Genomic DNA, 18,853 nt, shown 5'->3' with positions numbered 1-18,853 from the left:
CACATAGTCTATAAGTAAAGTGTAAAAGAAGGGTGGACAGGTAGATGTATCAAGTTATTCAGACTTATAGTGAAGATGAACCTTGGTGGTTTTTTGAAGAATGGGAAAAAAATATAAAATCAGAAGAGGCTTTTGATAAATTTCATGATGCGGAAAAAGCATTTATGAAACAATATGATCAATTAAAACAAGACTACGAAGAAGTAAAATGCAAAGATCCTTATTTAGTCGCTTTTTGGAACGATGAAGAATACGTATATTGTGAAGACTGTGATGAAGATTTACAAGCATACAGAGGATTAATGCTGGTAAGTGAGTACAAAAAATTAGATTTAGGAGATAATGACTCAGATGAAGCAACTGGTAATAGCAGAAAAACCAAGTGTTGCCAGAGATTTAGCCAAAGTGCTAGGGGCAACCAAGAAAACTAAAAATTATATCGAGGGAGATAGATATATCGTAACTTGGGCTTTAGGTCATTTACTTGGCTTAAAAATGCCTGAAGATTATAACAAAGACTGGGCAGAGTGGAACATGAATACCTTACCAATGATTCCTGAACGAGTAGGGATAAAACCACTACCTAAAACACGTCCGCAATTAAAAGCTATTAGTCAATTAGCTAATCGCAAAGATGTATCTGAAGCCATTATCGCAACTGATGCAGGACGAGAAGGAGAGCTAGTTGCACGCTGGATTTTACAATATGTCAAGTTCAAAAAGCCAGTGAAACGTTTATGGATTTCTTCCCAAACAGATAAAGCCATTAAACAAGGATTTAAACAATTAAGACCGAGTAAGGAGTATGACAATTTATACTACTCAGCTGTGGCTCGTGCCGAGGCTGATTGGTTGGTTGGGTTAAATGTGACACGAGCGTTAACTGTAAAATACAAAGATAGTTTATCAGCAGGACGTGTTCAAACACCGACTCTTGCGATGGTTAGACAACAAGAAGAAGTCATTGAGAAATTTAGACCGGAAACCTATTTTACGCTAGATGCTGAATATGATGGTGTGGTAGGACATTTGCAATTAAAAAATCCTAGACAGTATAAAGAGAGACAAGCATTAGAAGATTTAGTCGCATCATTTGATGGAAAATCGTTAATGGTTGAAGAGATTCAAGTGAATGAAAAAACAGAGTATGCACCACTTCCTTATGATTTAACAGAAATTCAGCGTGAAGCAAATCAACGTTACCAATATTCTGCTAAAAAAACGTTATCGATTATTCAACGACTTTATGAAACTCATAAAGTGGTTACTTATCCAAGAACAGATTCAAAACATTTAACGACTGATATGAAATCAACGATGAAAGAACGTTTGATTGCAGTGACACAAATGTCACCAGAACTAGTAAAACGTTTGGTTAAAGATGGAGCAGTAGTAAAACAGCAAAACGTATTCCAAAATGCAAAAGTGACCGATCATCATGGTTTGATTCCAACTGAACAATCAGCTCGACTTGAAAAATTAGATAATGATGAAATGAAAATCTATCGCATGATTGTGGACCGTTTCTTAGGCTTATTTTTACCGCCATATAAAGTATCAATTGAAACGATTACAGCTAAAGTAGACCAATCAATCTTTGTTTTTAAACAACAACGTGTTCTTGAAACGGGGTGGAAACAAGTTGAACAAACAACCAAACAATCGGTTGTCTTTAAAAAAGGAACGGCAATCAAAGCTGTTTATAAGATTAATAAACAACTGACAACTCCACCAAACCCATTATCAGAGGGAACGTTGCTTGGAAAGATGGAAAAACATAATTTAGGAACACCTGCAACACGTGCCGAAATTATTGAAAAATTAATTAGTTCAGATTTAATTGAACGCCAAACTCATCGCTTAGTCGTCACAGCAAAAGGAAAACAATTATTACAGTTGGTTAATCCATCCCTTGTAACGCCAGAGTTAACACAAAAATGGGAACTATCTTTAGAAAAAATAGCGAATGGCCAATTAAAACATCAATCTTTTATTAAAGACATTGAAAAAGAAACCACTCGTTTAGTTAAAGAAATTAAAATGAGTGAAGAAAAGTATGTCGATCATTCATTAACCAATAAAACTTGTCCTGATTGTGGTAGCCAATTAAAAGAAAAGAATACAAGAGATGGCAAAATCTATGTATGTAGCAGTGAGACTTGTCGTTACAAACGACGTAAAGATCCAAAAGTATCCAATAAGCGTTGCCCGCAATGTAAAAAGAAAATGATGATATTAGAAAATAAAAATGGTTCATATTTCAAGTGCGGTGGCTGTCAATACACAGAAAAAATGCAAAGTGGCTCAAAAGGTAAGAAAAAAATCTCGAAACATGAAGAGCGAAAATTGATTAAAAAATATAATCAAGCAGAAGAGATGGAAAGCCCACTTGCGGCAGCTTTAAAAGCAGCAATGAAAGAAGACTAATAAAAAAGGAATGACACAAGGTTTATCACCTTACTGTCATTCCTTTTTATTATATGTTTAATACTTTATTTAAGAAGTCTTTTGTACGGTCATGTTGAGGATTTTCAAAGACTTGTTCAGGTGAACCATCCTCTAAGAAATTACCCCCATCAATAAACATCACACGATTTGCCACTTCTTTAGCAAATCCCATCTCATGAGTGACAATTACCATTGTCATACCTTGCTCAGCTAAATCTTTCATAACATTTAGCACATCTCCTACCATTTCAGGGTCAAGTGCTGAGGTTGGCTCATCAAAGAGCATAATATCTGGATTCATGGCTAATGCTCTGGCAATGGCGACACGCTGTTTTTGTCCTCCTGATAAAGAGTCTGGGTAGCTATCTTTTTTATCAGCTAAGCCAACTGATTCAAGTAAACTAATTGCTTTTTCATTTGCTTCAGCTTTAGATAATTTACCTAGGTCAACAGGAGCTAATGTTATATTTTCTAAAATAGTTAAATGAGGAAAAAGATTAAAGTGTTGGAAAACCATCCCAATATGTTGACGGACTTTATTGATATTAGTATTTTTATCCGTTAGATTTGTACCGTCAACAATAATATTTCCACTCGTAATTTCTTCTAATTGATTTAAGCAACGAAGAAATGTGCTTTTCCCAGAACCTGATGGGCCAATGATACAGACCACATCGCCTTTTTTGATAGAAACATTAATATCGTTTAATACAGTGTGTTCATCATATTTTTTTACTAAATGCTCAACTAATATTTTTTCAGCCAATTAGTTCACCTTCTTTTCTAAAACTTTTGCTAATTTTGTTAATGCTGTAATCAAAATCAAATAAATCAATGCGATAGTAAAGTAAACCATTGTACTTTGTAAATTCCTTGCTACGATAATCTTTCCAGCTTGTAATAATTCGATTAATCCAATGGCAGATAAAATTGTGGTATCTTTTAAAGAAATAACAAATTGATTAACAAATGATGGAATCATAATTTTAATTGCTTGTGGTAGGATAATTTTTTGCATTGCACGGTGGTAAGAAAGCCCTAGACTTCGAGAGGCTTCCATTTGACCGACAGGTACGGCATTAATACCTCCTCGGACAATTTCAGATAGATAAGCACTGGAGTTAAGAGTTAAGGTAATGATACCAGCTAAAAAGACAGGAATATTAAAACCTAGTATACCTGGCATACCAAAGTAAATAAAGAAAGCTAGTACCATCAATGGGATACCACGAATAATATCCACGTAGATTGTTGCAATGATTCGGAGTGCTTTAGAAGGAGAGACACTAAATAATCCAATAATAATCCCAATAATTAAAGCTAAAATAAATGAGATTAAAGTTAATTTAATGGTCATCCATAATCCGTTTAATAAGCTTTTCCAGTTATTTTTAATCATGCCAGCAAAACTTGTTTCATCTACTGCAGTTTCTTCAGTACTTGTATCTTTACCTGATGAAATGTATTTGTTGATAATTTTATCGTACTCACCAGACGTTTTTAGATTTTTTAAACCTGTATTGAATTTTTCTAATAATTCTTGATTTTGTCCTTTTTTAACAGCGAATCCATAAGCACTACCTGTTTCTTTTTCGCCAACTAATTCTAATGCTTGCCCATTTGTAATGGCATATCCAAGAACAGGATAATCATCAAAAATTGCGACTGTTTCACCGTTTTCTAGTGATTTATAAAGTCCGGTAGCATCATCAAAATTTTTAATCGTGTAGCCATATTTTTTTTGGTTTTTTTCTAAGAAAGCAGCACTTTCAGTACCCACTTTTGCAGCGACCGTCTTTCCTTTTAAATCATCATAACGTTTGATAGAGGTATTTCCTTTTTTAACAGCCATTGAAATGCCACTGTCAAAATAAGGATCTGAGAAATCAAATGATTTTTTTCTCTCGTCTGTGATACTCATACCAGCTACCATACCATCGACTTGTTTCGATTGAACAGCTTGTACCGCACTATCAAATCCTAGAGGTTTTAAATCTACTTTAAATCCTTGATCTTTTGCGATAGCATTTATTAAATCAACATCAATTCCTATGTAAGTTCCACTAGAGTTTTGATACTCAAAAGGAGCAAACGTTAAGTCAGTCCCAATTGTATAAGTTTTTTCTTCTGCTTTTACGTTAACTCCGAAAGCTAGGATAATTATTGAAGTTAATAAAGCAATGAATGAAAATAAAGAATATTTATTTTTCATGAAGGTTCTCCTTTTTTTTCTGTTTTTTTCATTATAGTTTAAAAAAATAGAAAAACACAAGCTTTATGTTAGATTATCTTACATAAAGCTTGTGCTTTTTACCAAAAATATTAAAAAACGGTTTAGTTTTTTAACTATCATTCTTTGTTTTCAGTTGGACTTAAATTCTCATGGCATTTTAATAGCCGACTAAACTAATGTGGTTTAGCAAATCCAACTTCAAGGATTGCATGTAGCAGGTATGTTGTTCATAGAAGTAATCATTAAGAGTAAATGTTATAGCAGATAGTTGTTATCTTTTATAAACAACTTGTGCACCAAAAGGCATCAAGGCTAGTCTGGCTAATTTAAATGATTGTTTACCAAAAGGAATTCCGATAATAGTAATGCAGAGAAGAATGCCACTTATAGCATGCATCATAGCTAAAGGAACTCCGGAAATAAGTAACCAAAAGATATCGACAACAATGGATAGACCACTGCCTATATAGATAACTTTCTTATCAAAAGGCCAAAAGGAAAGTCCAGCTATTTTAAAACATTGGAGGCCGATAGGGATGCCAATAATGGTTATACACCAAATACAACCGGTTAAAAGCCATGAAAAGCCCCCAATAAATCCTCCAAAAATAAACCAAATAATATTCCCAAAAAATGTCATAATAAGTCTTCTTTCTATGTTAAATTCTATTAATAAAAGCATTTATTCTATCATCATGGTAGAATGTAGTTAATTGATTATAACATAGACATATAATGTATACAAAAAGGGGAGATGATAGTGGAAAATATCTTTATGACATTTATAACCTATTCCATTGTAGGATGGCTGTGGGAAAGTGTTTATTGTTCGTTAAAAGCGCGACATTTTGTATATCGAGGCTTCTTATTAGGCCCATATTGTCCTGTTTATGGGTTTGGTGTGACAGCTGTTTTATTACTTGTCCCAGACAAATCAGGTACACTTTTAAATCTTTATTTTAATTCTGTTGTGATTGTGACTATTATTGAATTTATAACAAGTTGGTTACTAGAAAAATTATTTAATATGTCATTGTGGGATTATAAAAATGTTCCCTTTAATATTGAAGGACGAGTAGCTGTCCCAGTCTCAATGTTCTGGGGAGTGGGATGTTTATTCCTAATTAAAGTGATTAATCCAGTCATACAAGATGGCATTACAAACTTTATAAATGCCACTAACAATATTGGTCCCATTATTTTATTTGTTTTATTTACGGTAGATGTTATCTCAACATTAATTTTTACAGCGACTACCAAAAAAGAAGTTGCTTCATCAATTGATACGAGTGATAAGGAAAATGCTGGTATTAAAGAATATCGTTTAAAACACTTATTTGAAAACAAAGAATCAGACCATAATAGATTGAAAGTTTTACAAGACTTGAAAAATAAACCACTAAAATTAAAACATCACAATCTAAATCGTTTGCTTAAAAACTATCCGAATTTAAAATTAAAAAAATAGGGTTAGGCCTATTTTTTTTGCTGCTCATAAATGAATTGGCTATGTTATAATGGTTCTATTACATAAAAAGAGGTATGGTATGAATAACAATGATCGGTTAACGCGTTTAAGATACGCACTTGATATTAAAGATAATGATATGGTCGAGCTTTTTTCTTTAGGTGGCGTGACTGTTACAAAAGAAGAGTATTTATCAATGTTAAATAAAATTGATGACGACTTGTATGAAAATATGTTAGAAGATGAAATGTTTGAGAGATTTTTAAATGGCATGATTATTTCACAGCGTGGGAAAAAAGATGATGACCAGGTAGTCTATGAATTGCATGAAGGAAACGCAAATAATGTTTTTTTAAAGAAAATAAAAATTGCATTATCTCTTACAACTGATGATATGCTTCATTATTTAGATGAGGCAGGGGCAAGTGTTTCTAAAAGTGAATTAAGTGCTTTTTTAAGAAAAGAAGGACATCGAAATTACAAAGTATGTGGAGACAACTACACAAGACATTTTTTAAAAGGCTTAATGACTGATTATAGATAATGATTATTTTAGGAGGTGACTTATGCGTTTTGTCATTGATGGGGATGGGTCTCCGGTAAAAAATGAAGTGATCCAATTAGGAGAAACGTATCAAATTCCTGTTGTTATCGTGACAAGTATTGATCACTACACAAATAAAATTTATCCAGACTTTATTGAGTTTATTTACGTAGATAAAGGAAGTGACAGTGCTGATTATCGTATCGTAAAAGAAGTAGAGGATCATGATATTATTATTACTCAAGATTATGGTTTGGCTTCTCTTTTACTAACAAAACCAGTGCGAGTATTTCATCATAGCGGACAAGAGTATACAACACGCACGATTGATACGTTACTTAATCAACGTTTTATAGGTAGTCAAATGCGTAAGGCAGGAAAGAAAACAAAAGGTCCTAAAGCATTTACCCAAAAAGATAAAGAGATATTTATTGGGAAAATATTGGATATTATTAAGATAAAAAATAACCTTGGCTAAAAAGTTAAGGTTATTTTTTATTTTATGAATATATTTTTGTACTTTGTAAAAAGAATTGAGAATTAACATAATGGTAGATTGTTTTAGAAAAATCAAAAGCCTCTCCAGATGATAAGTAAAATAACTCATCAATTAATAATCCTGGATCCCCCTCATTTAATTCTAATAAGTCACTTTCATCTTTATTTAATTTTATGACATGGATATATTTATCAGAGAAGCTAATATTCAATTTCAAAGCTGTTTTACAGTAATCAAAAATAGAATGCTCTGCTATTTCAACATTTAAGTAAGGGATGATCGCTTTATTGTAATAGGATTCTTCTATACAGAGAACTTGAGAATTAATATATCGTATTCTTTTAACATAATAGACATTCTCTTTATCATCTAAACTTAAATGCTCCCTAACTTCCAATGGTGGAATTAATTCACTAAGTTCTAATACTTTAGACGTAATATCAAATTCACCTAAATCAGCTGTAAATCCTTGATTTTCACTGAAATTAATATAACCTTTTCTTTTTTTTCTCCTAACAAATACACCACTACCTTGTATTTGGTAGATAATTCCTCGTTTTTCTAATAAATCCAATGCTTTAACAATAGTACTTTTACTGACGTGATAAGTCTCTATCAATTCTTTAAAGTTTGGTAACCTACTACCATGGTTTAAGTTATTTTCAACAATTGATTCCTCAATTAATAATGCAATTTTTTCGTATTTTAACATCATAATAATTCCCTCATTTATATCCCTAAAGTTTTGTTACGATAGTTTTCTTTATTTTATCACAAAAAAATAAAAAAGATAGGTATTGACAAATTGTGCATGCACAATTATTATTTGTATATAAAATTTAGAGAGGAAGGCGAATCATGAGTAAAGTGAGAGACTATTCAAAGTTGGCACAAGATATTGTTGAAATACTTGGTAAAGATAATATTTCAAATGCTACACGTTGTGCAACAAGATTAAGATTGGTGTTAAAAGATATTCCAACTGATGCAAAAGAAAAAATTTCAACACTACCTGGTGTTATATCTGTCGTCATAAATAATGGACAATTTCAAATAGTGATTGGTCCACACGTAGGGGAAGTGTATGATGCGTTTACTGAATTAGTAAATGTTGATACAACTGAGGAAGAACCAAAAGGAAGTATTCTAAATCGTATTATTGCTACAATGTCTGCTGTATTTGCACCATTTGTTTATATTCTTGCAGCCGCAGGTATTTTGCAAGGAGCACTTATCTTAATTAATTTAGCTTACCCGGCCTTTGCATCAACTGATACTTATCGTGTTTTTAGTTTCATTTCTTGGGCACCGTTTACATTCTTGCCTATTTTTATCGCAATTACGGCATCCAAGCATTTTAAAGTAAATACATATATTGCTGTCGCGATATCAATGGCACTTGTGTCACCTGATTGGACAACAATGGCATCAGAAATTGCTTCAGGAAAGCATTTAACATTTTTTAACATTCCATTAAGTGAAACAGTCTATACATCATCAGTTTTACCGCCACTTATTATGGTTTGGTTGTTGTCTTATTTAGAAAAATTTGTAGAAAAAAGATTGCCTGGAGTGGTTAAGCCATTACTTACTCCATTGATTTGTATGGTTATCATGGTTCCTGTGACTATTTTAGTATTTGGTCCGGCATCAGCTTTCCTTGCAAACGGTATCGCAAATGGTTATAACAGTCTAGTACAAGTTGCACCACCTCTAGCAGGTGCATTAATTGGTGGATTCTGGCAAGTAGTTGTTATTTTTGGGGTTCATTGGGGAATTACTCCTGTTGTTATGGCGAACTTTGATATGTATGGAAGAGATTCATTCCAAGCATTTCAAACCATTGCAGTGGTAGCACAAGTAGGAGCAGTTTTAGGAGTGTTCTTGAAAACTAGAAACAAAGAACTTAAAGGGGTGTCGTTATCAGCCTTTATTACTGGTTTGTTTGGTATAACAGAGCCAGCTATTTACGGGGTAACACTTCGATTTAAAAAACCATTTATTTTTGGCTGTATATCTGGAGCAATCGGTGCGATAGTTGCTAGTTTCTTCAATCCATACTATTTTGCTTACGCTGGGTTACCAAGTTTATTAACAGTTGTTAATGGAATTAATAGTGAGTTTCCAACTTCATTCATCGGAATCGTCATTGGATGTCTGATTGCACTTGTTGGTTCAGCTGCATTAGTAATGATTTTCGGGTTTGGTGAAACAAATGAAACAGATAAAGAGTTAAGCGAAGACATTGAAGGAAAAGTGAGAAAAGAGACAATAGTTAATTATGATATGCCAACACCAATTATTGGAGAAGTCATGGCTTTAACTGATGTACCAGACGAAGTATTTGCTAGCGGTGCGATGGGGTCTGGAGTTGCCGTTAAGCCAACTGATAATAAAGTTTATGCCCCATTTGATGGTGTTGTAACGATGGTAATTGATTCAAAACATGCCATTGGTTTAACGAGCGATACTGGAATCGAATTATTGGTTCATGTTGGATTGGATACAGTTAAATTGGAAGGAAAACCATTTAAATGTCATGTTGTTCAAGGTCAATCTGTTAAAAAAGGTGACCTGTTATTAGAATTTAATGCAGAAGAAATCGAAGAAGCGGGTTATTCATTAATTACGCCAGTTATTATTACGAATTCTTTTGAATTTAAATCTATTCAAACAGAGGAAAATAATATAGTCAATGTAAACGATAGTCTTTTAAAATTTAATTAGAGGTGATAAAAATGGATAAAAACTTTTTATGGGGTGGCGCATTAGCTGCTCATCAATTCGAAGGCGGATGGAATCAAGATGGAAAAGGTCCAAGTGTTATTGATGTTATGACAGCAGGCGCACATGGTGTACCAAGAGAAATTACAGAAACAATTGAGGTAGATAAATTCTATCCAAACCATGAAGCAATTGATTTTTACAATAGGTATAAAGAAGACGTAGCATTGTTTGCTGAAATGGGATTAAAGTGTTTAAGAACATCCATTGCGTGGTCACGTATCTTTCCAAATGGAGATGAAGATACACCAAATGAAGCTGGGTTACAATTTTATGATGATTTATTTGACGAGTTATTAAAAAATGGTATCGAGCCAGTTATTACATTATCTCATTTTGAAATGCCGTTGCATTTGGCTAAAGAGTATGGCGGGTTTAGAAATCGTAAAGTGATCGACTTTTTTGAAAAATTTGCGATTACATGTTTTGAGCGTTATAAGAATAAAGTAAAATACTGGATGACTTTTAATGAAATCAATAACCAAATGGATACTAATAACCCTATCTTTTTATGGACGAACTCTGGTGTAACGGTTGAAGAAGGAGAAAATGCGAAAGAAGTCATGTATCAAGTTGCTCATAACGAATTAGTTGCTAGTGCTAAAGCAGTTATTGCTGGTAAAAAAATAAATCCTAATTTTGAAATAGGTTGCATGGTCTCTCATGTTCCAATTTATCCCTATTCATGTAATCCAGCTGATATTATGGCAGCTGAAGAAGCGATGCGTCAACGATTCTTTTTTGCTGATGTTCATGTACGTGGCTACTATCCAAGTTATGCCATGAAAGAATTTGAACGTGAAGGATATAATCTGGATATTCGCCCAGAAGATTTAGAAATATTAGCTAAGGGAACAGTTGATTATGTTGGTTTAAGTTATTATATGTCAACAGTTGTTAAAGCTGATGTGAATAACGATAACTTAGGTAATGTGGTGAATGGTGGATTACCAAATAGTGTAGAAAATCCATATATCGAAACAAGTGATTGGGGATGGGCAATTGATCCTGAAGGCTTGCGTTATGGATTGAATCGCTTGTATGATCGCTACCAAATCCCATTATTTATCGTAGAGAATGGGTTTGGCGCAATTGATGAACTAACTGAAACAAATGAAGTTCACGATCAAAATAGAATTGATTACTTAGTGAAACATATTGAAGCTATTAAAACAGCGATTGATTATGATGGCGTAGCAATCATGGGTTATACACCTTGGGGGATTATTGATTTAGTATCCTTCACAACTGGTGAGATGAAAAAACGCTACGGAATGATTTATGTTGACCGTGATAATGAAGGAAATGGTTCGATGAATCGTTATAAAAAAGATTCGTTTGATTGGTATAAAAAAGTGATTGAAACAAATGGAGAAGAGCTTTAAATATATAAAACTATTAGTCTGTACTGGCTAATAGTTTTTTTAATAGCTATTAATTAACCTATTTTTTAAAGTGTGTTATCCTACTATATAAGAAGAGCTTCGTATAGGAGGAAAAAACATGGGAGACAATAAATCTGCCAAAACAAATCAGTCTGAAACCACATTTATTAAGTATATCAGTTGGATTGCAACCATTACAGCAATTCTAATGTATGTATCGTACATTCCACAAATAAGTAATAATTTAGCTGGAGATAAAGGTAGTCCTGTTCAACCCTTAGTTGCAGCAATTAACTGCTCACTTTGGGTGATGTACGGATTTAAAAAAATGCCACGAGATTGGCCGATTGTACTAGCAAATTTTCCGGGAGTCATTTTTGGGATAATTACTTTTTTAACTGCTTTGTAGTAAAAAATGATTATTAAACCAAAAAATTTGAAAATTGACGTAAATTTGCCTTGAAATAGTTATAATATGGAAGAGTTTATGACTTAAGTAGTATTATATTGTTTCAGGGGGTTGGATCAATGGATATTTTAGAGATTACAAGTATCATTGGGACGATTGCTTTTTCGTTTTCTGGAGCACTTGTTGCTATAGAAGAAAAATATGATTTATTAGGGATTGCAGTATTAGGATTTGTCACGGCATTTGGTGGCGGTGCTTTAAGAAATTTGATTTTAGGATTATCAATGGATATTTTTTGGAGTCAGACAACACTGTTTTATGTGTCATTTGCAACAATTGGCATTGTTTATTTATTTCCGAAAAGGCTATCATCAATGAAAATGTTAGAACTTATTTCTGATGCAATCGGGCTAGCGGCATTTAGTATTCAAGGGGCTTTGTATGGATTAGGAATTAATGGTCATATAGGTCCTGTTATTATGGCGGCGTTATTGACAGGTACAGGAGGAGGATTAATACGAGATCTTCTTGCCGGAAAAAAACCAAGTGTCTTATGTGCTGAAATATATGGTAGCTGGTCGATTTTAATAGCAATCGCTCTTTATGTTTATCGTCCAACGCACTCATTAGTATATCTTTTTATCATTGTGGTAACAGTGTTACTAAGAGTTGTTGGGTTAACATATGATTGGAATTTACCGAAGTCTAAATTTAATAAACATGATGATGACAATAGCCACCCAACTCTAAAAATTGACTTATAAAACGTTGCGTGATATATTTTACAGATAATATAGACTAAAGACGTTATATAGAATCATTAAGTGTTAAGTTGAAAACAATTGATTGATTTTTCAATTGTTTTCTTTTTTTATGATGATTTTAGTAAAAAGGAGAGTCAAAAGTGAGTATTTTAGAGATTGATGACTTAAAGTATGAATTACCAGATAAGATGCTTTATGAAAATGGATCACTTCGTTTAAATAAGGGTGAACATCTTGGTTTAACAGGAAAAAATGGGGCAGGAAAATCAACTTTATTAAAAATGATTCAGGGTGAGATTATGCCTGATGAAGGTCGAATTGTTTGGCAAAACAACATCACGATTTCTTATTTGGAGCAACAATTAACCTATAGTGAAGGTGACACAATGTTTGATTATTTAAAGCAAGCATTTAGTCATTTATATAAAATGAGTGATGACATCCAAGAGATGTATGAAGAATATGCCACAACGTATGATGATGAGTTGCTTGAAACAATTGGGAAAAAACAAGAAAAACTTGAAGCCAGTGACTTTTATTCAATAGAAACACAAATCGAACAAGTTGCAAATGGACTAGGATTGACTGCAATTGGTTTAGATAAAGAAGTGGCTAAGTTAAGTGGTGGACAACGTTCGAAAGTTAGTTTGGCAAAATTATTACTAGAAAAAGCAGACGTCTTTTTACTAGATGAGCCGACAAACTACCTAGATGTTTCACATATTGACTGGCTATCAGATTATTTAAATCAATTAGATAGTACCTATATCGTAATTTCTCATGATAGAGACTTTTTAAACAAAGTAACGACATGTATTTGTGATATTGATTACCATACGTTGACGAAATACAATGGTAATCTAGAAGCTGCAATGAAACAAAAACAAGCAAAAGCAGAACAACATCAAAGAGATTATGAAAAACAACAAAAAGAAATTGATAAATTGGAAGCTTATGTAAGAAAGTACAAAGCCGGAAGTCGTTCGAATATGGCCAAAAGTCGTGAGAAACAATTAAATAAAATTGATAGACTAGCTGCGCCACCAAGTGGTAAACCAGGTAAATTTGAATTTCCGTATGAAATGAGTCATAGTCATTTAGTTCTTGAAACAAATGATTTATCAGTAGGATATGAGTTTCCTTTATTAGAAGACATTAATTTCAGACTTCATAAGGGTGAGAAAATTGCAATTAAAGGATTTAATGGGATTGGTAAATCAACCTTATTAAAAACGTTAATCGGTGAGATAGATAAGCTATCGGGAACGATTGAAATTAGTCGTGACGTGAAGATTAATTACTTTTCACAAGATTTAAATTGGGAACACCCAAACCAGTCAGCAATTGATTGGTTACAAGTTGTTCATCCAAAACTATCTAATAAAGAAGTGCGTAGAGTTCTTTCTAAAAGTGGCATTAATGATGATAACATGAGTAAACCGTTATCCCAACTTAGTGGGGGAGAGCAGTGTAAAGTGAAATTGTGTCATTTGACTTTAATTAAGAGTAACTTATTAGTACTTGATGAACCAACAAACCATTTGGATCAACAAAGCAAAGATGCATTAAAAGAAACACTGAATCAATTTGAAGGAACTGTGTTACTTGTTTCTCACGAAATGGACTTTTTGGAAGACTTAGTAGATCAAGTTTATGATGTTGCGTTAGGAAAAATGATGTAAAACGTAAGACCTCGAGAAATCGAGGTCTTTTTTTAATGAACAAAATTGTATTTTATTCTAATATCTTTACGGTTTTTGTGTTATACGAGTGAAATAATTAATTAATATTACATGAGAATATGATTAGTTTGTGGAATAATGAGTTTACGAATGTTGTATTAACAAAGTTTATAGAACCTATAAATAAAACCAATAGTAAGATAAAAAACAACAAATTGTATGCGTTTACATTAATTGGTACAGTATGAGTGTAGTCACAAAGAAACAAATGAGGTGGATAAAAATGATAACAGTATCAATCGCTGGAGGTTCTCAACCAGAGATTTTAACGTTGGTAAACGAAGCGAAAAATCGTTTTAAAGAAAGTCTGAATTTTGTTGTATTTGACCAAACAGAAGATATAGGAAATTCAGATACGTGGGAATATGTCCACTGTAAAGACGAGGCTGAAATAGTTCAAAAGGCAGTGCAATATGTAGCTGATGGACATGCTCAAATTCTCCTCAAAGGTATTATTCAAACACATACATTATTAAAAGAATTACTAAAAAAAGAGTATGGCTTAAAAACGAAATCTGTTTTATCACACGTTGCCATGGTAACAGTTCCTTCCAAAGATAAAACATTTCTGTTAACTGATTGTGCGATGAATATCACGCCAGACACTCAAACAATGATTGAAATTGTTGAAAATGTTAAATCTGTTGCGCACAAAATTGGATTAGATCATCCGAAAATCGCGTTACTAAGTGCGGCGGAAAATTACAATCCCAAAATGCCATCATCAGTATTAGCGACTGAAGTAACAGAAGCATTTAAAGATGAAAAAAATGCCGCAATATTTGGACCAATTTCATTTGACTTAGCAATGTCTAAAGAAGCAGTTGAGCACAAACGATTCGTTGGACCAATTATGGGGAATGCTGATGTATTGGTTGTGCCACAAATAGATACAGGAAATAGTTTGTATAAATCACTGACACTATTTGCTGATGCTACAGTCGGTGGAACAATCGTTGGGACAAAAGTTCCAGTGGTATTGACTTCAAGAAGTGATACAACCGCAAGTAAACTTGACTCTTTAGAGTTTGCCATGAAACAAATTTAGAAAAGAGGTTTTTTGATGGAACATATATTAGTTATTAATCCTGGCTCGACATCGACTAAGTTAGCTATTTTTTCAAATCATGAACAAATTGCAGAAGAAACGATTCGCCATACAGTAGAAGAAATTTCGCAGTTTGAAAATGTGATTAGTCAAACGGATTTTAGAGCAGAATTAATAAAAGAATTTATCACAAAACAACAAGTAGAAGACAGTTTAGTTGCTGTAGTTGGTCGTGGTGGGTTATTAAAACCAATACCAGGTGGCACATATAAAGTAAACGAGGCTCTACTAAGTGACTTGATAGCTGAAAAATATAACACACATGCGTCTAACTTAGGGGCTATCTTAGCCAATGAGTTTGCAAAAGAATACGACATTCCAGCATTTATCGTAGACTCAGTAGTAGTCGACGAAATGGAACCGATTGCAAAAGTATCTGGGCTAAAAGGAATTAATCGTAGAAGTGTTACACATGCACTTAATCAAAAAGCTGTTGCACGTGTGACAGCAGAAGAATTAGGTAAAGAATATGAAACCTCATCTATGATTGTCGCTCATTTAGGCGGTGGGATTAGTGTTGGTGCTCATAAAAATGGGAAGATGATAGATGCTGTAAATGGTTTAGATGGTGAAGGTCCTTTTTCACCAGAAAGAAGTGGCGAATTACCACTAGTTGATTTTGCGAATCTGATTATTGAAGAAAATCTAACGTTAGCTGATGTGAAAAAAATCATAGCAGGTAATAGTGGGCTGAAATCATATCTTGGGGAAACTGATTTAAGAGAAGTCGAAAAACGTATTAAAGCTGGCGATACTGAAGCAGCATTTTACGAAGAAGCCATGTCTTATCAAGTAGCTAAAAGTATTGCGGAAATGTCTGTTGTACTAAAAGGTAAAGTAGATAGCATCATCTTAACAGGTGGTGCCGTTTATTCTGAATCAATTCGTAAGCAAATTACTTCGCGAGTTGAATGGATTGCACCAGTTAAAGCTTTCCCAGGTGAAATGGAAATGCAAGCGCTATACGAAGGAGCATGGCGCGTACTAAAAGGAAAAGAAGAAGCAAAAGATTACGCTTTAGTGTAACAAATAGAAGGAGTGAAAAAGATGGCAGAACAAACAGACTTACTAATTTTAGGTGGCGGAACTGGTGGTTATGTTGCTGCAATTAGAGCAGCGCAAAAAGGATTGGATGTCACGATTGTTGAAAAAAGTAAATTAGGTGGAACATGTCTACATAAAGGATGTATCCCAACAAAAGCATTATTAAGAAGTGCAGAAGTATTTGACACAATCAAAGATGCACAGGAGTTTGGTATTGAGAATGTAAAAGACTTTTCTGTCGACTTTAAAAAAGTACAAGAAAGAAAACAAGGAATCATTAATCAACTTCACCAAGGTGTTGAAGGATTAATGAAAAAAAATAAAATTCGAGTTCTTGAAGGTGAAGGGGCAATTTTAGGGCCATCTATCTTCTCACCAGTTTCTGGAGCGGTTGCCGTAACATTTAATGATAAATCAAAAGAAGAAGAAATCATCGTCCCTAAGAATGTGATTATCGCGACAGGTTCATCACCGAAAACATTACCTAATTTGCCATTAGATGAAGAATTCATTCTTTCATCAGACGGAATGTTAGAAATTGAAACATTGCCTAAATCAATTGCGATTGTTGGTGGTGGAGTAATTGGTGTTGAATGGGCGTCTCTATTAAATAGTTTAGGCGTTGAAGTAACCATTATTGAATTCTTAGATCGCTTGTTAATTAATGAAAGCCCAACCATTTCAAAAGAATTGAAGAAAAGCCTAGAAAAACGCGGTATTAAAGTACTTCTAAGTAGCAAAGTATCTAAAGCAGATATCAAAGGTAAAGAAGTTGTGGTCGATATAGAAGGCCAAGATAGTTTAACAGTTGATAAAGTTATGGTTGCTATCGGACGCAAGCCGAATGTAAATGGTATTGGGTTACAAAACACATCAGTTAAGTTTGATGATAAAGGCATTCGAGTGAATGAGTTCTACCAAACAACTGAAGATCATATTTACGCAGTAGGAGATTGTATTGATACGCTTCAATTAGCACACGTTGCGATGAAAGAAGGAGAAATTGCAGTTAGTCACCTACTAGAAGAAGACGTTGACACAATCAACTACACGAATGTTCCACGTTGTGTTTATACAAATCCAGAAATCGCAAGTGTTGGATACTCAAAAGATAATGTACCAGAAGGTGTGAAAGCAAAAGTTGGAACATTTAGTTTTGCTGGAAACGGAAAAGCACTTGTTTATGGCGGTGAAGGTGGATTTGTTGAAGTGTTAAGAGATGAAGAAACGGATGATTTATTAGGTGTATCCATTATCGGTCCACATGCAACAGATTTAATTTCTGAAGCAAGTACTTCTATTTATTTAGATGCAACACCAATTGAATTAGGGGAGGCGGTTCATCCACATCCAACATTGTCAGAAGCAATTCAAGAAGCAGCACTCGATACATATAAAAAAGCAATTCATAAATAAAGGAAAGGTTGATGAAAAATGAAAACGTTAAAAAAATCAGGTTTAAGTAAAGAAGAAATTATACAAGCTTATTACGAGGTTAAAAGAGGTCGTCGTTTAGATGAACGTTTATGGCAATTAACTCGTATTGGTAAAACGTCATTTAACATTTCAGGACAAGGAGCAGAAGTTGCTCAAGTTGCAATGGCTATGGCTTTTGAACATGATAAAGATATTTTCTTACCATATTACCGTGATATGACTGCTTGTTTAGTATGGGGGATGACTTCTAAAGACATTATCTTAGGTTCATTTGGTAAAGATGCAGACCCTTCTTCACATGGTCGTCAAATGCCTAACCACTATGGTTCAAAAGAACATAACATTGTATCATTTGCTTCTACTGTAAGTACACAAATGCCTTTAGCAACTGGTGTAGCATATGCAGCACAATTAGAAGGAAAAGACTATATTGCTTTAACAACAACAGGTGAAGGTTCAGCCAACCAAGGTGAAGTACAAGAAGCAATGAACTTTGCTGGAGTTAAGAAATTACCAGTTATCTTCGTGGTAGAAAATAATAACTATGCGATTAGTGTTCCGATTGAAGAGCAATATGCTAACGAGAACATGTCTGACCGTGCTCATGGCTATGGATTTGAAGGAATCACTGTTGATGGAAATGACTTTACAGAAGTTTACTTAACATTTAAAAAAGCAGTTAAAGATGCTCGTAGTGGTAAAGGACCAAAATTAATCGAATTGAAAGTATACCGTTTAACTTCTCACTCTGCAGATGATGATCAAACGATTTACCGTTCTAAAGAAGACATCGAAAAAATGAAAGAAAGTGACCCAATTGATGTATTTGAAAAACAATTAATCGACGAAGGTTACTTAACTCAAGCAGAGATGGACAAAATGGATGAAGAAATTCGCGCTGAAATCGACAAAGCAACTGACGAAGCAGAAGCAATGTCAGATCCAGCTCCAGAATCATTATTAGATGAAGTATACGCGAAATAATTTT

18 protein-coding genes are annotated in these 18,853 nt (G+C 33.7%); 14 read left to right on the top strand and 4 right to left on the bottom strand.

Annotated elements, in window-relative coordinates; translation table 11 throughout:
• Window positions 1-44: 44 nt before the first annotated feature.
• Window positions 45-431 (top strand): DUF1033 family protein, encoded by a 387-nt coding sequence (locus tag AC37UB_RS02615; RefSeq protein ID WP_117972854.1) that lies wholly within the window; start codon window positions 45-47, stop codon window positions 429-431.
• Window positions 352-2,427 carry a DNA topoisomerase 3 gene (locus AC37UB_RS02610; protein ID WP_241699075.1) on the top strand — a complete coding sequence of 692 codons (2,076 nt, stop codon included), beginning with the start codon at window positions 352-354 and terminating at the stop codon, window positions 2,425-2,427. Before AC37UB_RS02615 ends, AC37UB_RS02610 begins: the two co-directional genes overlap by 80 nt.
• 49 nt (window positions 2,428-2,476) lie before the next feature.
• Here AC37UB_RS02610 and AC37UB_RS02605 read toward each other — a convergent pair whose 3' ends face one another.
• From AC37UB_RS02605 to AC37UB_RS02595, 3 genes are all read right to left on the bottom strand, one after another.
• Window positions 2,477-3,214, bottom strand: a complete 738-nt coding sequence (locus tag AC37UB_RS02605) for an amino acid ABC transporter ATP-binding protein (protein ID WP_117972852.1) — start codon at window positions 3,212-3,214, stop codon at window positions 2,477-2,479.
• Complete coding sequence (locus AC37UB_RS02600; RefSeq protein WP_241699074.1) at window positions 3,215-4,660, bottom strand: amino acid ABC transporter substrate-binding protein/permease; 1,446 nt, start codon at window positions 4,658-4,660, stop codon at window positions 3,215-3,217.
• A gap of 292 nt (window positions 4,661-4,952) precedes the next feature.
• Window positions 4,953-5,321, bottom strand: a complete 369-nt coding sequence (locus AC37UB_RS02595; RefSeq protein ID WP_117972850.1) for a YccF domain-containing protein — start codon at window positions 5,319-5,321, stop codon at window positions 4,953-4,955.
• A gap of 135 nt (window positions 5,322-5,456) precedes the next feature.
• Here AC37UB_RS02595 and AC37UB_RS02590 point away from each other — a divergent pair, with 135 nt between their 5' ends.
• From AC37UB_RS02590 to AC37UB_RS02580, 3 genes are all read left to right on the top strand, one after another.
• Window positions 5,457-6,149, top strand: a complete 693-nt coding sequence (locus AC37UB_RS02590; protein ID WP_117973187.1) for a putative ABC transporter permease — start codon at window positions 5,457-5,459, stop codon at window positions 6,147-6,149.
• A gap of 79 nt (window positions 6,150-6,228) precedes the next feature.
• Window positions 6,229-6,693: a YehS family protein gene (locus AC37UB_RS02585; RefSeq protein WP_242093556.1), complete on the top strand. Its 465-nt coding sequence runs from the start codon at window positions 6,229-6,231 to the stop codon at window positions 6,691-6,693.
• Between the two features lie 22 nt (window positions 6,694-6,715).
• Window positions 6,716-7,171, top strand: coding sequence for a YaiI/YqxD family protein (locus AC37UB_RS02580; protein ID WP_241699073.1), 456 nt, complete (start codon window positions 6,716-6,718; stop codon window positions 7,169-7,171).
• 22 nt (window positions 7,172-7,193) lie between these two features.
• Here the strand turns inward: AC37UB_RS02580 and AC37UB_RS02575 are convergent, their stop codons facing one another.
• Window positions 7,194-7,907 carry a GntR family transcriptional regulator gene (locus AC37UB_RS02575; protein ID WP_241699072.1) on the bottom strand — a complete coding sequence of 238 codons (714 nt, stop codon included), beginning with the start codon at window positions 7,905-7,907 and terminating at the stop codon, window positions 7,194-7,196.
• Window positions 7,908-8,050: 143 nt separating this feature from the next.
• Here AC37UB_RS02575 and AC37UB_RS02570 point away from each other — a divergent pair, with 143 nt between their 5' ends.
• The 9 genes from AC37UB_RS02570 to AC37UB_RS02530 all read left to right on the top strand — a co-directional run bounded on the left by AC37UB_RS02570 (window position 8,051) and on the right by AC37UB_RS02530 (window position 18,849).
• Window positions 8,051-9,919, top strand: coding sequence for a beta-glucoside-specific PTS transporter subunit IIABC (locus tag AC37UB_RS02570; protein ID WP_490685297.1), 1,869 nt, complete (start codon window positions 8,051-8,053; stop codon window positions 9,917-9,919).
• Between the two features lie 11 nt (window positions 9,920-9,930).
• Window positions 9,931-11,361: a 6-phospho-beta-glucosidase BglA gene (bglA, locus tag AC37UB_RS02565; protein ID WP_241699070.1), complete on the top strand. Its 1,431-nt coding sequence runs from the start codon at window positions 9,931-9,933 to the stop codon at window positions 11,359-11,361.
• A 118-nt stretch (window positions 11,362-11,479) separates the two neighbouring features.
• On the top strand, window positions 11,480-11,770 hold the full coding sequence (locus AC37UB_RS02560; RefSeq protein ID WP_117972846.1) for a SemiSWEET family transporter: 291 nt from the start codon (window positions 11,480-11,482) through the stop codon (window positions 11,768-11,770).
• 119 nt (window positions 11,771-11,889) lie between these two features.
• On the top strand, window positions 11,890-12,534 hold the full coding sequence (locus AC37UB_RS02555; RefSeq protein ID WP_117972845.1) for a trimeric intracellular cation channel family protein: 645 nt from the start codon (window positions 11,890-11,892) through the stop codon (window positions 12,532-12,534).
• Window positions 12,535-12,674: 140 nt separating this feature from the next.
• Window positions 12,675-14,216 (top strand): ABC-F family ATP-binding cassette domain-containing protein, encoded by a 1,542-nt coding sequence (locus AC37UB_RS02550; protein WP_241699069.1) that lies wholly within the window; start codon window positions 12,675-12,677, stop codon window positions 14,214-14,216.
• Window positions 14,217-14,499: 283 nt separating this feature from the next.
• Window positions 14,500-15,324, top strand: coding sequence for a phosphate acyltransferase (locus AC37UB_RS02545; protein ID WP_490685296.1), 825 nt, complete (start codon window positions 14,500-14,502; stop codon window positions 15,322-15,324).
• A 15-nt stretch (window positions 15,325-15,339) separates the two neighbouring features.
• The gene (gene buk / locus AC37UB_RS02540) at window positions 15,340-16,410 is read left to right on the top strand and encodes a butyrate kinase (protein ID WP_490685295.1); all 1,071 of its coding nucleotides are present in this window, start codon (window positions 15,340-15,342) and stop codon (window positions 16,408-16,410) included.
• 21 nt (window positions 16,411-16,431) lie between these two features.
• Complete coding sequence (gene lpdA / locus AC37UB_RS02535; protein WP_490685294.1) at window positions 16,432-17,844, top strand: dihydrolipoyl dehydrogenase; 1,413 nt, start codon at window positions 16,432-16,434, stop codon at window positions 17,842-17,844.
• Between the two features lie 18 nt (window positions 17,845-17,862).
• The gene (locus AC37UB_RS02530; RefSeq protein WP_117972841.1) at window positions 17,863-18,849 is read left to right on the top strand and encodes a thiamine pyrophosphate-dependent dehydrogenase E1 component subunit alpha; all 987 of its coding nucleotides are present in this window, start codon (window positions 17,863-17,865) and stop codon (window positions 18,847-18,849) included.
• Window positions 18,850-18,853 lie beyond the last annotated feature (4 nt).

The organism is Vagococcus changpingensis, from assembly GCF_058211775.1.
Note: the sequence above shows the minus strand (reverse complement) of the source record. Positions and strands in the feature narration are given on the sequence as shown.

Bases quoted from the DNA above. Each gene is read 5' to 3' on its own strand.
- AC37UB_RS02595 (WP_117972850.1), bottom strand. From the start codon at position 5,321: ATGACATTTTTTGGGAATATTATTTGGTTTATTTTTGGAGGATTTATT.
- AC37UB_RS02560 (WP_117972846.1), top strand. From the start codon at position 11,480: ATGGGAGACAATAAATCTGCCAAAACAAATCAGTCTGAAACCACATTT.
- AC37UB_RS02590 (WP_117973187.1), top strand. From the start codon at position 5,457: ATGACATTTATAACCTATTCCATTGTAGGATGGCTGTGGGAAAGTGTT.
- buk (WP_490685295.1), top strand. From the start codon at position 15,340: ATGGAACATATATTAGTTATTAATCCTGGCTCGACATCGACTAAGTTA.
- AC37UB_RS02610 (WP_241699075.1), top strand. From the start codon at position 352: ATGAAGCAACTGGTAATAGCAGAAAAACCAAGTGTTGCCAGAGATTTA.
- AC37UB_RS02575 (WP_241699072.1), bottom strand. From the start codon at position 7,907: ATGATGTTAAAATACGAAAAAATTGCATTATTAATTGAGGAATCAATT.
- AC37UB_RS02580 (WP_241699073.1), top strand. From the start codon at position 6,716: ATGCGTTTTGTCATTGATGGGGATGGGTCTCCGGTAAAAAATGAAGTG.
- AC37UB_RS02600 (WP_241699074.1), bottom strand. From the start codon at position 4,660: ATGAAAAATAAATATTCTTTATTTTCATTCATTGCTTTATTAACTTCA.
- AC37UB_RS02530 (WP_117972841.1), top strand. From the start codon at position 17,863: ATGAAAACGTTAAAAAAATCAGGTTTAAGTAAAGAAGAAATTATACAA.
- AC37UB_RS02615 (WP_117972854.1), top strand. From the start codon at position 45: ATGTATCAAGTTATTCAGACTTATAGTGAAGATGAACCTTGGTGGTTT.
- lpdA (WP_490685294.1), top strand. From the start codon at position 16,432: ATGGCAGAACAAACAGACTTACTAATTTTAGGTGGCGGAACTGGTGGT.
- AC37UB_RS02585 (WP_242093556.1), top strand. From the start codon at position 6,229: ATGAATAACAATGATCGGTTAACGCGTTTAAGATACGCACTTGATATT.
- AC37UB_RS02545 (WP_490685296.1), top strand. From the start codon at position 14,500: ATGATAACAGTATCAATCGCTGGAGGTTCTCAACCAGAGATTTTAACG.
- AC37UB_RS02570 (WP_490685297.1), top strand. From the start codon at position 8,051: ATGAGTAAAGTGAGAGACTATTCAAAGTTGGCACAAGATATTGTTGAA.
- AC37UB_RS02555 (WP_117972845.1), top strand. From the start codon at position 11,890: ATGGATATTTTAGAGATTACAAGTATCATTGGGACGATTGCTTTTTCG.
- bglA (WP_241699070.1), top strand. From the start codon at position 9,931: ATGGATAAAAACTTTTTATGGGGTGGCGCATTAGCTGCTCATCAATTC.